Genomic DNA, 13,649 nt, shown 5'->3' with positions numbered 1-13,649 from the left:
GAGTTATGCCTCCCGGCTACGGGCACACATCATGGTCGCTTCACAGACGATTTTACCGTCGACAGTCGCTACGCCATTGAAGCGAGTCAGACCACGGCGGGTTTTCTCGAAGGTCACTTCCATAATCATTTGATCGCCCGGTACGACCGGACGCTTGAAACGGGCATTATCAATGCCAGCAAAATAATAAAGCTCGCCTGGCTCCAGTTTACCCACGCTTTTAAATGCCAGAATGCCGGTGGCCTGTGCCATCGCTTCCAGAATCAGAACGCCGGGAAAAATCGGTTTACCAGGGAAATGCCCCTGGAAAAACGGCTCGTTAAAGGAGACATTCTTTACGGCGCGCAGATATTTGTTTTCTTCAAAATCCAGCACGCGATCTACCAGCAGAAACGGATAACGGTGCGGCAGCAGCTCTAAAATCTCTTCAATTTGCAGAGTATGAGTTTCAGTAGTCAAAATACTCTTCCTGTCCTAAAAATCTGATGACATCAATAACACGGCCTGCACCGATCATCATGATCGTTGGCAGGCCGCAAATAGGTTCCGTGGCGCCTGGCTTCCCTGCTTAACACTGTTATTATGAAAGCCGGTCTGTCATGGGATGGCGTCTAGTCGTCTTTGCCGACTTTCCGCTCGATTGCTTTTAAGCGTTTGCTTAGTTCATCGATATTCATCACCAACGCTGCAGTTTTGCGCCAGGTTTTGTTGGGCTGTAATGGAATGCCTGAGGAGTATACACCAGGTTCTGTTATCGGACGCATAACCATGCCCATGCCGGTTACGGTTACTTTGTCACAGATTTCCATATGGCCATTAATGACGCTGGCACCGCCAATCATACAATAACGACCAATTTTCAAACTACCCGCCATGATCACACCGCCAGCAACCGCAGTATTGTCGCCAATAACCACGTTGTGAGCAATCTGACATTGATTATCTATGATAACACCATTGCCGATCAGAGTGTTATCCAGCGCACCACGATCGATGGTGGTACAGGCACCGATTTCGACCCGATCGCCAATGATGACCGAACCCAACTGCGGGATTTTCACCCAGTTGCCACGATCGTTAGCATAACCGAACCCATCTGAACCTATCACCGTGCCGGACTGAATCAGACAATCCTGACCAATCTGCACCTCATGGTAAACCGAGACGTTAGCCCATAAACGCGAGCCGTTGCCGATACGGGTTTTTTTGCCCACAAAACAGCCTGGGCCGATGACCACGTTGTCACCGAGTACCACGTCGGACTCAATAACGGCATTGGCGCCGATGGACACATTCTCACCCAGTCTGGCGCTGGAATCGATTACGGCGCTCGGCGCAATGTGCTGCGCAGGCTGCGGCGTCGTATCCAGTAACTGCGCCATTCGCGCATAGGTAAGATAGGGGTTTTTAACAACCAGCGCGGCGGTTTTACACCACTCCAGATCCGCTTCCGTCAGCACCACGGCTGAAGCCTGTATCAGGGCGAGCTGCTCGCGGTAACGGCTGTTGGCAAGAAACGTGATTTGACCAGTGGTGGCGGATTGCATAGAAGCAATGCCGGAGATGACGATATCGCCATCTCCGTGCAATTCTGCATCCAACTGCTGGGCTAAATCAGCCAGTCGAATTGATGACATCGATTATTTAACCTGCTTCGCAACTTCATCGGTGATGTCTTTAACATCAGAACCCGAATACAGCACAGCCTGAGAATTCAGCACCAGGTCATAGCCGCCGCTTTTGGCAACCGACTGAACAGCAGTCTGGATTTTTTCCAGCAGCTTGTTACGCTCCTGAACCTGACGGGTCTGGTTGTCTTTCTCAAACGCGTCGGCTTTTGCCTGGAAAGCATTACGCTCAGAGTCAATCTGCTTCTCTTTCTTGCTGCGCTCGCTCGCCTTCATGGTTGGCGCGTTTCGCTGCAGATCCTGCATTTCCTGCTGGATTTTGTCGTGCTGAGAACGGAGTTCTGCCGCGCGGCCCTGGAATTCACTCTCGAGCTGCTTGGTGATAGTCGCGCGCTGAGGTGATTTCTGGAAAACCTGGCTCAGATCCACAGTTGCGACTTTATCCGCCGCCTGTGCGCCAGCAGAAGCAGCCAATGCAACACCCAGAGTAACTGCACATAACAACTTTTTCACTATAAACTCCTTACCCTCAACATGTATGTTTGCAGCGTGGAGCATAGCAATGCCCCACGTGTGCAAGCTAATTTTTTAACATCCCTGTACAGAACATTACCAGGTTTTACCAATGTTAAACTGGAACTGCTCTGACTTATCTCCCTCAACTTTCTTAACCGGCTGGGCATAGGAGAAGACTAACGGCCCCAGCGGTGACATCCACTGCAAAGACACACCGGTCGAAACGCGAATGTTGTTCGGATCGCTGTAGTCAGGAATACCGGCCGCGCGCGTCTCCGCCGTGTTCTGCCATTTGGTATCCCAGACCGTACCCGCATCCACAAACAGCGAAGTGCGGACGGAATTCGAATATTTCTCACTCAGGAACGGTGTTGGCGTGATCAGCTCAAGGCTGGCAATCGCCATCGCGTTACCCCCGATTGCATCGCTCGACTTACAGATACCGTTCGGATCGCTCAGGTTACAGTATGACGAACCATTGTTCAGGTAAGCGGCTTTCGGACCGATGGTATTGGACTGGAACCCGCGCACGGTACTCGAACCGCCGGCGTAGAAGTTCTCATAGAACGGCATCTCTTTACCGCTAATGCCGTCACCGTAGCCCACACGACCGCGACCTAACACAACCCAGGTATGATCTTTATTGATCGGAACATACTGCTGGCTGTCCAGGGTCATTTTGTAGAACTGGTTATCTGAACCCGGAATCGTGACTTTGCCGTTCAGGTTAGTACGGTTACCTGAGGTGGCAAAGAAACCACGGTCGAGCGTGTTATAGGTCCAACCATAGTTAAAGGTGAAGTCGTCAGCAGAGAAGTCGCCGTTGCTGTTCAACTGCTGTGGCTTACCGACCGAGTCAAGATAACGCCACATCGCAACCTGTGGACGCATGTCTGACAGGTCGTTATGGACATAGCCCAGACCGACGCGCAGCGAGTTGTTCTCGTTGATTGGGAAGCCCAATGTACCGTCTGTACCGTAACTTCTGTTGGTATAGCCGGAGAGATCGGCGTTGCTGGCCTTAAAGTTGTTGTAGAACACCCGGCCGCCCAGACTCACACCGTCAACGGTAAAGTAGGGATCGGTCAGGGAGAATTCTGCATAGGTCTGGTAATCGTTTTTAGTGCCGCTAATCCCCACGGTATTACCGGTGCCGAGCCAGTTATCCTGGGTAACACCGACCTGGAAACTCACGCCACTTTCTGTACCGTAGCCGACGCCAAAGTTAAAGGTACCGGTATTGCGTTCTTTAACTTTATAGACCACGTCAACCTGGTCAGGTGAGCCGGGAACGCGCTGCGTATCCACGTCAACGGTTTCAAAATAGCCCGTACGATTCAGACGCTCTTTGCCCTGATCGACCAGGTCGCTGCCCAGCCAGGCGCCTTCCATCTGACGCATTTCACGACGCAGTACGGCATCTTTTGATGTATCGTTTCCTTCGAAGCGCACTTTACGCACGTAGTAGCGGTTACCCGCATCGACGTTGATGTGCAGCTTAACGGTTTTATCCGCATCGTTAATCTCAGGCTGTGTCACAACACGTGGATAGGCATAGCCGTAGCGACCCAGCAGTTTTTTAATGTCATCTTCCATCGACGTGACTTTCGTGCCGTTATACAGCTCGCCCGCCGGAATTTTGGTCAGATGTTCGATTTCGGCCGAATGACCCGCCATGCTGCCGTTTACGATTACGCCAGCAATCTTGTACTGATCGCCTTCGGTAATGTTCACGGTGATGTAGATGCCTTTCTTATCCGGCGTCAGGCTGACCTGGGTCGAATCAATGTTGAAACGCGCATAACCCCGATCCAGATAGAAGCTGCGCAGGGTTTCAAGGTCGCCCGCCAGTTTCTGCTTCTGGTATTTACGGTCGCCCACCACGTTCCACCACGGCACTTCGTCACGCAACTGGAAGCGGGAAATGAGCTCGTCGGAGCTAAAAGCTTTGTTACCGACGATATTGATCTGCTGAATTTTGGCAGAAACACCTTCGGTAAACACCAGTTTCAAATCGACGCGGTTACGCGGCAGCGGTGTGACTACGGCTTTAACGCTGGCGGTGTATTTGCCCACGCTGTAGTAGAAGTCTTCCAGGCCCTTCTCAATCGAAGAGATGGTGGTGCGGTCCAGCGCTTCGCCGACGCGCACGCCTGAGGCTTCAAGGTTTTGTTTGAGCTGATCGTCTTTAACCGCTTTGTTACCGCTGAAGGTAATGCTGGCGATGGTGGGACGTTCTTTGACCTGAACAATCAGCGTATTACCATCTCGCAGGACCTGAACATCCTCAAAGTTGCCAGTTGCGAACAGGGAGCGAATGGTATTTCTGACGTCATCGTCATTCACCGTATCGCCAACCCGAACTGGCATGCTCAGCAGAGCCGCGCCGACGGCGACTCGCTGCAGCCCTTCGAAATGAATGTCCTTCACCACGAAATCGTCTGCACCGTAAACGGTGGCGCTGCTAAACAGCAGCGACGCTATGAGCAACTTTTTCATCGCCATCGTTATTATGCGTTTTCCTAACACATCCCACGTAAGCTCGCGTTCCAGCGGTTACAAACGTGAGAAATCATTGAAAAGTGCAAGCCCCATTAACATCACCAGCAGTATTGAACCGATGCGGTAACTAAAGTCTTGAACTCGCTCGGACACCGGTCCCCCTTTGATCTTTTCAATCGCAAGGAAGAGCAAGTGCCCACCATCTAAAACCGGTAGCGGGAACAGGTTGATGATCCCTAAGTTGACGCTAATCAACGCCAGGAACATCAGGTAGTAAATCATTCCATACTCGGCTGACAAACCTGCACCTTGCGCAATCGAAATCGGGCCGCTCAGGTTGTTCAGCTTCACATCGCCGGTTATTAACTTGCCCAACATAGAGACGGTCAGCTTCATTAACTGCCAGGTTTTTACACTGGCTTCACCAATGGCTGAAAACGCACCATATTGTCTTACCGTTTTATACTCGTCTGGCAGCGGTACGACTCGGGGAATCACCCCCGCAAACCCTTGTGCTTTGTTCCCAGGTTTCGCTTCGGGCGTCAGGGTTAACTGCACCGCGTCACCGTTGCGATCGACCTCAAGAGCAATACTTTTTCCTGGGTTATCCCGAACCTGGGTAGCAAAAGGCTGCCACTGCGATAATAACTGACCATCGACTTTAACGATCCTGTCGCCAGCTTGCAAACCGGCTGCACTGGCAGGCGAATTCTTTTGCACTTCAGCCAGGGTCGTTTCAATCTGCGGGCCCCGGGGACGAATTCCCAGCGCGACGACAGGGTCCTGCTTATCAGGTTCGAACTGCCAGTTGCGCAAATCGACCTGTTTTTGCTGCGTCCCCTGTTCGCCAAAACGACCCACTGTTAATGTCGTGCTGGCATCACCGATTTTACCGATCAATGCCATGCGCACAGCTTCCCAGTCAGGCGTTTCGATACCGTCAACGGCCTTAAGTTCCGTCCCGGGTGTAATTTGCGCTTCTGCGGCGACCGAACCGTTCAGAATTTCACCAACTACCGGTTTAATACCCGGTACGCCGTGGATGAACACGACCCAGTAGGCAAAGATAGCAAACAGGAAATTGGCAATCGGGCCGGCAGCAATAATAGACGCGCGCTGCCAAATCGCTTTATTGTTAAACGCCTGGTGCCGAAGCTCGGCGGGAACGCTTTCTACCCGCTCGTCCAGCATTTTGACATAACCGCCAAGGGGAATGAGCGCAATCACAAATTCGGTGCCGTGACGATCGCGGCGTTGCCATAACGCCTTGCCAAAGCCGATAGAAAAGCGCTCTACTCTCACACCGCAACGCCGCGCCACCCAAAAATGGCCAAACTCATGCACGGTGATTAACACGCCCAGTGCAATGATAAATGCGGCAAAACTCCAGATTACGCTTAACATCGTCGTTTGCCCTTAAAGTGTTTGAAACACCAACAGCAATAAACAGGCAAATACCGGCACTGCTGCTGTCAGGCTGTCGATGCGGTCAAGAATACCGCCATGTCCGGGAATCAGGCTCCCGCTGTCTTTGATACCGGCCTCGCGTTTAAACATGCTTTCCGTCAGATCGCCCAGTACCGAAGCAAGGGTGGAAATCACGGCGCAGATCACCAGCGTGCCGGTGGGAACGGAAAGCGGCGCAAAACTGGCGAACAGGACGGCAATCAGCGCAGAAGAGATCAGTCCGCCCAGAAAACCTTCCCATGTTTTACCGGGCGACACTTTTGGCGCCAGCTTATGTTTGCCAAACAGTTTGCCGAACATGTAGGCACCGGAATCGGCGCCCCATACCAGAAACATAACAAACAGCAGCCACCAGGCACCGGCAAAGTGATCGGCTTCGTAGTGATACTGGCGGAGCGCCATCATGCCCCAGAAGAAAGGAATGACCGTTAACGCACCAAACAGCAGACGCAAGGGTCGGGAAGTCCGCCATAACGCAGCAGAGGCAGGATAGAACAGAACCAGTAACAGCGCAGCAATCCACCAGGCCAGTGAGGCCCACAGCCAGCCCGCCACCTGCGGCAGGTGCGCGTTATGTTCGTAGGGAGGAAGCGTAAACAGCATCAGCGTCAGAGCCAGACCGCATATCAGCGCGAGCCAGATCCGTTGCTGACGCGATGCCATACCAGACAGCTGCCCCCATTCCCAGGCGGCCAGCATGCAGATAATAATCGTAATAATTGCAAAGCCAACAGGCGGTAACCAGAACAATGCAGCGATCACCAGCGGGATGAGAATCAGCGCGGTGATCAGACGAGACTTCAGCAAAGGTTACCCCCAGATTGCTCAGGCGCCGCCTGGTGCAGCGCCGCCAAAGCGTCGCTCCCGCAGAGAGAATGCATTCAGTGCACCTTCAAAAACGTGTTCATCAAAATCCGGCCAGAGCACATCAGTAAAATAGAATTCCGCATAGGCAATTTGCCACAACAGGAAGTTGCTAATCCGATGCTCTCCCCCGGTCCTTATCACTAAATCCACTGGCGCCAACTGGTTCATGCACAGTTGCGACGTCAGGCTCTCTTCGGTTATCTGATCAGGGCGTAACAAGCCTTCCTGAACCTGTTCAGCCAACTTTTTAACGCCTTCGATAATATCCCATCGCCCGCCGTAGTTCGCAGCAATGTTTAGCGTGAGTCGATCGTTATTCTCCGTCAGCGCTTCTGCCCGACGGACACGTTCCTGAATGCGGGGGCTGAAGCGGCTGATATCGCCAATGATGCGTAAGCGAACATTATGCTTGTGCAGGCTTTTCACTTCACTGTCCAGCGCCCAGACAAACAGCTCCATCAAGGCAGTGACTTCCTGCGCAGGACGGCTCCAGTTTTCGCTACTAAAGGCGTAAAGCGTTAACGCTTCAAGATTATTACTGACGGCAAAGCTAACGGCGCGACGTACTGATTTCACGCCCGCTTTGTGACCGGAGATACGCAGTTTTCCCTGGTTCTTAGCCCAACGGCCATTGCCATCCATAATGATAGCGACGTGGCGTGGACCGGTTCCCTGTTGGTCATCGGTGTTGTTGTGATTTTCAGACGACATAACGCGTAATCAATTCCTTTCATCAGAAATGCTGTGGTTTCTGAATACATTGCGCCCGGTACAAATCCCGGCACTGTCTGCCAGGCCACACCGAATTTGGTGACAGACCGTTAAACGCGAGCCAGCGACTATAACATTTTCACCTGAAGCGAACAAATAGCCTCAACGCAATCGTTGTTATGCCGTGAAGCGTGGCAACATTTCGGTCGCAGCGGCGCGTGCCATACGATCGATTTCGATGACAGCGTCCACTGAATCCGGTTCCTGGCCGTGCTGCGATGACAGCACTGCGCTGTTTAACGCTGCGATATCGGTAAAACGAATTCGCTGATTCAGGAACGCCGCCACGGCGATCTCATTGGCAGCATTAAGCGTGGTGGTGGCCGCCTGCCCGGCCTCGCAGGCATCAATTGCCAGTTTAAGACAGGGGTAACGGCCAAAATCAGGTTCTGAGAACGTCAGCGCCGACATGCGGGTAAAGTCCAGCGGTGTGACCCCAGCGTGAATACGCGCTGGCCAGGCCATACTGTGGGCGATAGGGGTTCGCATGTCAGGTGAACCTAACTGTGCCAGCACGCTGCCATCGCAGTAACGCACCATGGAGTGGATCACCGATTGGGGGTGCAAAATCACTTCCATCTGCGCGGCACTGGCGTTGAACAGCCAACGAGCTTCAATGTATTCAAGACCTTTATTCATCATGGTGGCCGAATCAACCGAGATTTTACGCCCCATTGACCAGTTCGGATGTGCACAAGCCTGATCTGGCGACATATTGCGCAGATCCGCTAAATTTGTGTCACGAAAAGGGCCACCCGATCCCGTAAGAATAATCGACTCAATGCCGTTATTCTGCAGGTCAGCGTAACCTAACTGATGCTGGATGGTAGCGGGCAAACTCTGAAAAATCGCATTGTGCTCGCTGTCTACCGGCAACAGCTGCGCCCTATGCTGGCGCACCGCCTCCATAAATAAACGGCCGCACGTCACCAGGGATTCTTTATTCGCCAGCAGGACGGTTTTACCCGCGCGAATCGCTGCCAACGTGGGCAGTAAACCTGAGGCGCCTACAATCGCCGCCATCACCTGGTCAACCTCATCCAGCGCGGCCAGTTCACAGGCTGCCTGAACGCCGGAGAGCACTTCAGTCTTCACCTTCAATGCTCTCAGTCGCTCACGTAGCGCAGTAGCGGCTTCTTCGTCTGCCATCGCCGCATAGCGGGGTTGGAACTGTACGCACTGCTCAGCCATCAGGGCCACGTTTTTACCGGCAACCAGCGCCGTGATCTGATAGCGCGTAGGATTGGCACTGACGACTGCCAGCGTGCTGGTGCCTATCGAACCGGTTGAACCGAGCAGAGTTAATCGCTTCATAATGCTGTCCATGTAGAGGTGAAAGCGTGGGGCACAATGTAAAACGCCGCCAGAGGTGACATTCTGTCAGAATGCCTCTCTGTACGGCGTTTTGGTCGGCGATGATGGAATCAGAAGTCCATCAACTCCGCTTCTTTTTCGGCCAGTGCCGCATCAACTTTCTTGATGTGCGCATCGGTCATTTTCTGGATTTCATCCTGCGAACGACGTTCGTCGTCTTCGCTGATTTCTTTATCTTTCAGCAACGCTTTGATTTTATCGTTGGCGTCGCGACGAACGTTACGTACAGACACACGTCCCTGCTCGGCTTCACCGCGTACGATTTTAATCAGATCTTTACGACGCTCTTCCGTCAGCGCAGGGAGCGGAACACGAATGTCCGAACCCGCTGAGTTTGGATTGAGGCCAAGATCGGACGCCATAATCGCTTTTTCAACGGCCGGGCCGAGAGAGCGATCAAACACGTTGATTTTCAGCGTGCGGGAGTCTTCAACGGTAACGGAAGCCAGCTGACGCAGTGGCGTCGGCGTACCGTAATATTCAACGATAATGCCGTCGAGCAGAGAAGGTGAAGCACGGCCTGTGCGTACCTTGCTGATAGTGGTTTTGAATGCCTCGACGCATTTGTCCATGCGCGTATCAGCATCTTTTTTAATGTCGTTAATCACGTTAAAACCCTTGGATTCGGTTTGACCTGGCCAGTTCCGGCATCACCGGAAGCGGGATCGATAATCATCGATAATCCTGACTGGTGCACGGCTAAACATTACCGCACTGACAGAATATACCTTATTTTATCTCGCCTCGGGTATTAATGCGTAATCAGGGTACCTTCTTTTTCACCCATCACTACGCGACGCAATGCGCCAGGTTTGTTCATATTGAAAACGCGGATTGGCAGTTTGTGATCGCGCGCCAGCGTAAACGCGGCGAGATCCATCACTTTAAGCTCTTGATCCAGCACTTCCGCATAAGTCAGTTTTTCATACAGCGTTGCATCAGGGTGCTTCACCGGGTCGGCCGAGTAAACACCGTCAACTTTCGTGGCTTTCAGCACCACATCCGCTTCGATTTCAATACCACGCAGACAGGCGGCTGAATCCGTCGTGAAGAAAGGATTGCCCGTACCCGCAGAAAAGATAACCACACGGTTATTACGTAACAGGCTGATGGCTTCTGCCCAGCTGTAGTTATCGCAAACGCCGTTGAGGGGAATCGCGGACATCAGACGGGCATTGACGTACGCGCGGTGCAGTGCATCACGCATCGCCAGGCCGTTCATTACCGTAGCGAGCATCCCCATGTGGTCACCCACAACGCGGTTCATGCCCGCCTGCGCCAGGCCGGCTCCGCGGAACAGGTTACCGCCGCCAATCACAACGCCCACCTGGATACCCAGCTCGACCAGTTCTTTGACTTCCTGAGCCATGCGGTCAAGCACGCTCGCGTCGATACCAAAACCCTCTGCACCTTGAAGTGCTTCGCCACTGAGTTTTAGCAGGATACGTTGATAAACAGGTTTTGCGTTGGTCGCCATGGTCAATTCGTCCTGGAAGATATGATGAATAAGAAGTAATTCCGATCAATCATCCGCTTAGAGCAAAAGAATTACTATTGGGATGAAACTGAAAACGTATCTTTTGCCTGTGGCAGACAAAAAAGAACCGCCATCTGGCGGTTCTTTCAGATCATTAAGACTGTTTGGACATTGCTGCAACTTCAGCAGCAAAATCAGTCTCAACTTTTTCGATGCCTTCGCCCACTTCAAAGCGGATGAAGTTGATCACGTCAGCGCCCTGCTCTTTCAGCGCCTGACCAACGGTTTTGCTTGGATCGATAACGAATGCCTGACCGGTCAGAGAGACTTCACCGGTGAATTTCTTCATACGGCCTTCAACCATCTTCTCTGCGATCTCTTTTGGCTTACCAGACTGCATCGCGATGTCCAGCTGAACCTGGTATTCTTTATCAACCACTTCCGCAGAAACGTCTTCTGGCTTAACAAACTCAGGTTTGCTTGCCGCAACGTGCATTGCGATCTGTTTGATCAGATCTTCGTTAGCGCCTTTGGCAGAAACCAGAACGCCGATACGTGCGCCGTGCAGGTAGCTGCCCAGTTCTTCGCCTTCCAGAAGAGCAACGCGACGAATGTTGATGTTCTCGCCGATTTTAGCAACCAGGGCAACACGTTCTTCTTCGAACTGTGCTTTCAGCACTTCAACGTCGGTGATGCGGTCAGCCGCAGCAGCGTCAAGAACTTTATCAGCAAACGCCTGGAAACCGCCGTCTTTTGCTACGAAGTCAGTCTGGCAGTTCACTTCCAGAATCACACCGTAGTTACCAACGATTTTGGTTTTGATTACGCCATCAGCAGCAACGTTACCCGCTTTTTTCGCTGCTTTAATTGCGCCAGACTTACGCATGTTTTCAATCGCCAGCTCGATGTCGCCGCTCGCTTCAGTCAGCGCTTTTTTGCAGTCCATCATGCCTGCGCCAGTACGCTCACGCAGTTCTTTTACCAATGCAGCGGTAATTTCAGCCATTCCAGAATCCTCGGTTCGTACCTGAGCACAAGTGCGTCAGAAGGTACTTATTTGCGGAAAATTTACTCTGTCCCGCCGTCCTGAACAGGGGCGTAACAGACTTGGATAAAATAAAGGGGCCATGTTTGGCCCCTTACAGATCACATCTGAATGCTAAGGGCTCTTATGCAGAGCAAACCTTAATTAAGCGTTTTCTAAAGACGCTTCTTCAGCCTGCTCAGCCAGATCCTGAGAGCGGCCTTCGCGAACGGTGGTCGCAACGGCAGTCAGGTACAGGTTGATAGCACGGATCGCATCGTCGTTACCTGGGATAACGTAATCAACGCCATCTGGATCAGAGTTAGTATCAACGATAGCAAATACTGGGATACCCAGGTTGTTTGCTTCTTTGATTGCGATGTGTTCGTGGTCAGCATCGACAACAAACAGTGCATCCGGCAAACCGCCCATGTCTTTGATACCGCCCAGGCTGTTTTCCAGCTTGGCCAGTTCACGAGCGCGCATCAGCGCTTCTTTCTTGGTCAGTTTGTCGAAAGTGCCGTCCTGAGACTGCGTCTCAAGCTCTTTCAGACGTTTGATAGACTGACGAACGGTTTTCCAGTTTGTCAGCATGCCACCCAACCAGCGGTGGTTTACGAAGAACTGGTCGCAGCTCAGTGCAGACTCTTTGATCGCTTCGGCAGCAGCGCGCTTAGTACCAACGAACAGAATCTTACCTTTACGGGAAGAGATTTTGGTCAACTCAGCCAGAGCGTCGTTGAACATTGGTACAGTTTTCTCAAGGTTGATGATGTGAACTTTGTTACGCGCACCGAAAATGAATGGCTTCATTTTTGGGCACCAGTAACGGGTCTGGTGACCGAAGTGAACACCAGCCTTGAGCATATCGCGCATGGAAACAGTTGCCATTATTACTACCTCTAGTTTAATTGGGGTTGGGCCTCCATGTATCCCATACAACCGACCTCTTTCAAGGCACCCCGGCGTATGTGTCGATACATGTGTGTTTTATTACACATAGTGAGATTATTGCGTTTCCCGCAGACTTTAACGGCCATACAGAGAATCGTCGGCGCGCTTTATACCACAATCCCGCTTTGGACGCCAATAAATGTTCGCTTACGGCCTGTGGCGCGTTCTCTGTTTGGCAGCTCTTTTGGCTTGCTGTTAACATGAGAGCACAGCATTCATTATCGCTGAAAATTTCAGCAGCAGCGGAATAATTTAATGGCAATCTCAATTAAAACCCCCGAAGAAATCGAAAAAATGCGCGTCGCTGGCCGCCTCGCCGCCGAAGTGTTAGAAATGATCGAACCCCATGTACAGCCTGGCGTAACCACGGGTGAACTGGATCGTCTCTGCCACGAACACATTACTCAGCATCAGCAGGCGATTTCTGCCTGCCTGGGTTACCACGGTTTTCCGAAATCCGTCTGCATCTCGGTAAATGAAGTGGTCTGTCACGGTATTCCGAGCGACGATCGTCCGTTGAAAGATGGCGACATCGTTAACATCGACGTGACCGTGATTAAAGACGAGTACCACGGCGATACCTCGAAAATGTTTATCGTCGGCAAGCCGACGATCCAGGGTGAGCGCCTGTGCCGCGTGACTCAGGAAAGCCTTTATTTATCACTGCGTCTGGTGAAGCCGGGTATTCGCCTGCGCGAGCTGGGCCGCGCTATCCAGAAATATGTTGAAGCGAATGACTTCTCAGTGGTGCGTGAATACTGCGGTCATGGCATCGGCAAGGGCTTTCATGAAGAGCCACAGGTTCTGCACTACGATGCAGACGACAGCGGTGTCGTCCTGCAGGCCGGCATGACCTTTACCGTGGAACCGATGGTGAACGCCGGTGATTATCGCATTCGTACCATGAAAGACGGCTGGACGGTGAAAACCAAAGATCGCAGCTTGTCGGCGCAGTACGAGCATACTATTGTGGTGACGGATAACGGCTGTGAGATTTTAACCCTGCGTAAAGACGACACCCTTCCCGCGGTGTTAGTTAACCAGGCGTAATTCCTCCCCTGATAAAAGG

Annotated in this window: 13 protein-coding genes; 1 reads left to right on the top strand and 12 read right to left on the bottom strand. The window is 52.2% G+C overall.

Annotation, left to right across the window (positions count from 1 at the left end; genetic code table 11):
* Positions 1–3: 3 nt before the first annotated feature.
* The 12 genes from fabZ to rpsB all read right to left on the bottom strand — a co-directional run bounded on the left by fabZ (position 4) and on the right by rpsB (position 12,517).
* Positions 4–459 (bottom strand): 3-hydroxyacyl-ACP dehydratase FabZ, encoded by a 456-nt coding sequence (gene fabZ / locus NYE92_RS19025; protein WP_006117769.1) that lies wholly within the window; start codon positions 457–459, stop codon positions 4–6.
* Positions 460–611: 152 nt separating this feature from the next.
* Positions 612–1,637, bottom strand: coding sequence for a UDP-3-O-(3-hydroxymyristoyl)glucosamine N-acyltransferase (lpxD, locus tag NYE92_RS19020; RefSeq protein WP_013024695.1), 1,026 nt, complete (start codon positions 1,635–1,637; stop codon positions 612–614).
* Positions 1,638–1,640: 3 nt separating this feature from the next.
* Positions 1,641–2,141, bottom strand: a complete 501-nt coding sequence (locus tag NYE92_RS19015) for an OmpH family outer membrane protein (RefSeq protein WP_014606549.1) — start codon at positions 2,139–2,141, stop codon at positions 1,641–1,643.
* 96 nt (positions 2,142–2,237) lie between these two features.
* Positions 2,238–4,649, bottom strand: coding sequence for an outer membrane protein assembly factor BamA (gene bamA, locus NYE92_RS19010; protein WP_014592965.1), 2,412 nt, complete (start codon positions 4,647–4,649; stop codon positions 2,238–2,240).
* Between the two features lie 51 nt (positions 4,650–4,700).
* The gene (rseP, locus tag NYE92_RS19005; RefSeq protein ID WP_014592964.1) at positions 4,701–6,050 is read right to left on the bottom strand and encodes a sigma E protease regulator RseP; all 1,350 of its coding nucleotides are present in this window, start codon (positions 6,048–6,050) and stop codon (positions 4,701–4,703) included.
* Between the two features lie 12 nt (positions 6,051–6,062).
* Entirely contained in the window at positions 6,063–6,920 is an 858-nt protein-coding gene (cdsA, locus tag NYE92_RS19000) for a phosphatidate cytidylyltransferase (RefSeq protein ID WP_013024691.1), read from the bottom strand.
* Positions 6,921–6,938: 18 nt separating this feature from the next.
* Positions 6,939–7,691, bottom strand: a complete 753-nt coding sequence (ispU, locus tag NYE92_RS18995; protein WP_013024690.1) for a (2E,6E)-farnesyl-diphosphate-specific ditrans,polycis-undecaprenyl-diphosphate synthase — start codon at positions 7,689–7,691, stop codon at positions 6,939–6,941.
* 177 nt (positions 7,692–7,868) lie between these two features.
* Positions 7,869–9,065 carry a 1-deoxy-D-xylulose-5-phosphate reductoisomerase gene (gene ispC / locus NYE92_RS18990; RefSeq protein ID WP_064373232.1) on the bottom strand — a complete coding sequence of 399 codons (1,197 nt, stop codon included), beginning with the start codon at positions 9,063–9,065 and terminating at the stop codon, positions 7,869–7,871.
* Between the two features lie 110 nt (positions 9,066–9,175).
* Positions 9,176–9,733, bottom strand: coding sequence for a ribosome recycling factor (gene frr / locus NYE92_RS18985; protein ID WP_013024688.1), 558 nt, complete (start codon positions 9,731–9,733; stop codon positions 9,176–9,178).
* A gap of 143 nt (positions 9,734–9,876) precedes the next feature.
* On the bottom strand, positions 9,877–10,602 hold the full coding sequence (gene pyrH, locus NYE92_RS18980) for a UMP kinase (RefSeq protein ID WP_006117760.1): 726 nt from the start codon (positions 10,600–10,602) through the stop codon (positions 9,877–9,879).
* A 154-nt stretch (positions 10,603–10,756) separates the two neighbouring features.
* A complete protein-coding gene (gene tsf, locus NYE92_RS18975) occupies positions 10,757–11,608 on the bottom strand; it encodes a translation elongation factor Ts (RefSeq protein WP_013024686.1) in 852 nt (283 codons plus the stop codon).
* 183 nt (positions 11,609–11,791) lie between these two features.
* Positions 11,792–12,517, bottom strand: coding sequence for a 30S ribosomal protein S2 (gene rpsB / locus NYE92_RS18970; RefSeq protein WP_014592960.1), 726 nt, complete (start codon positions 12,515–12,517; stop codon positions 11,792–11,794).
* A 318-nt stretch (positions 12,518–12,835) separates the two neighbouring features.
* Between rpsB and map the strand changes: the two genes are divergently transcribed.
* Entirely contained in the window at positions 12,836–13,630 is a 795-nt protein-coding gene (gene map, locus NYE92_RS18965) for a type I methionyl aminopeptidase (protein ID WP_013024684.1), read from the top strand.
* Positions 13,631–13,649 lie beyond the last annotated feature (19 nt).

This window comes from Pantoea sp. B566, assembly GCF_024793925.1.
GTDB lineage: Bacteria > Pseudomonadota > Gammaproteobacteria > Enterobacterales > Enterobacteriaceae > Pantoea > Pantoea ananatis.
Note: the sequence above shows the minus strand (reverse complement) of the source record. Positions and strands in the feature narration are given on the sequence as shown.

Bases quoted from the DNA above. Each gene is read 5' to 3' on its own strand.
- rpsB (WP_014592960.1), bottom strand. From the start codon at position 12,517: ATGGCAACTGTTTCCATGCGCGATATGCTCAAGGCTGGTGTTCACTTC.
- ispC (WP_064373232.1), bottom strand. From the start codon at position 9,065: ATGAAGCGATTAACTCTGCTCGGTTCAACCGGTTCGATAGGCACCAGC.
- ispU (WP_013024690.1), bottom strand. From the start codon at position 7,691: ATGTCGTCTGAAAATCACAACAACACCGATGACCAACAGGGAACCGGT.
- map (WP_013024684.1), top strand. From the start codon at position 12,836: ATGGCAATCTCAATTAAAACCCCCGAAGAAATCGAAAAAATGCGCGTC.
- bamA (WP_014592965.1), bottom strand. From the start codon at position 4,649: ATGGCGATGAAAAAGTTGCTCATAGCGTCGCTGCTGTTTAGCAGCGCC.
- lpxD (WP_013024695.1), bottom strand. From the start codon at position 1,637: ATGTCATCAATTCGACTGGCTGATTTAGCCCAGCAGTTGGATGCAGAA.
- pyrH (WP_006117760.1), bottom strand. From the start codon at position 10,602: ATGGCGACCAACGCAAAACCTGTTTATCAACGTATCCTGCTAAAACTC.
- tsf (WP_013024686.1), bottom strand. From the start codon at position 11,608: ATGGCTGAAATTACCGCTGCATTGGTAAAAGAACTGCGTGAGCGTACT.
- rseP (WP_014592964.1), bottom strand. From the start codon at position 6,050: ATGTTAAGCGTAATCTGGAGTTTTGCCGCATTTATCATTGCACTGGGC.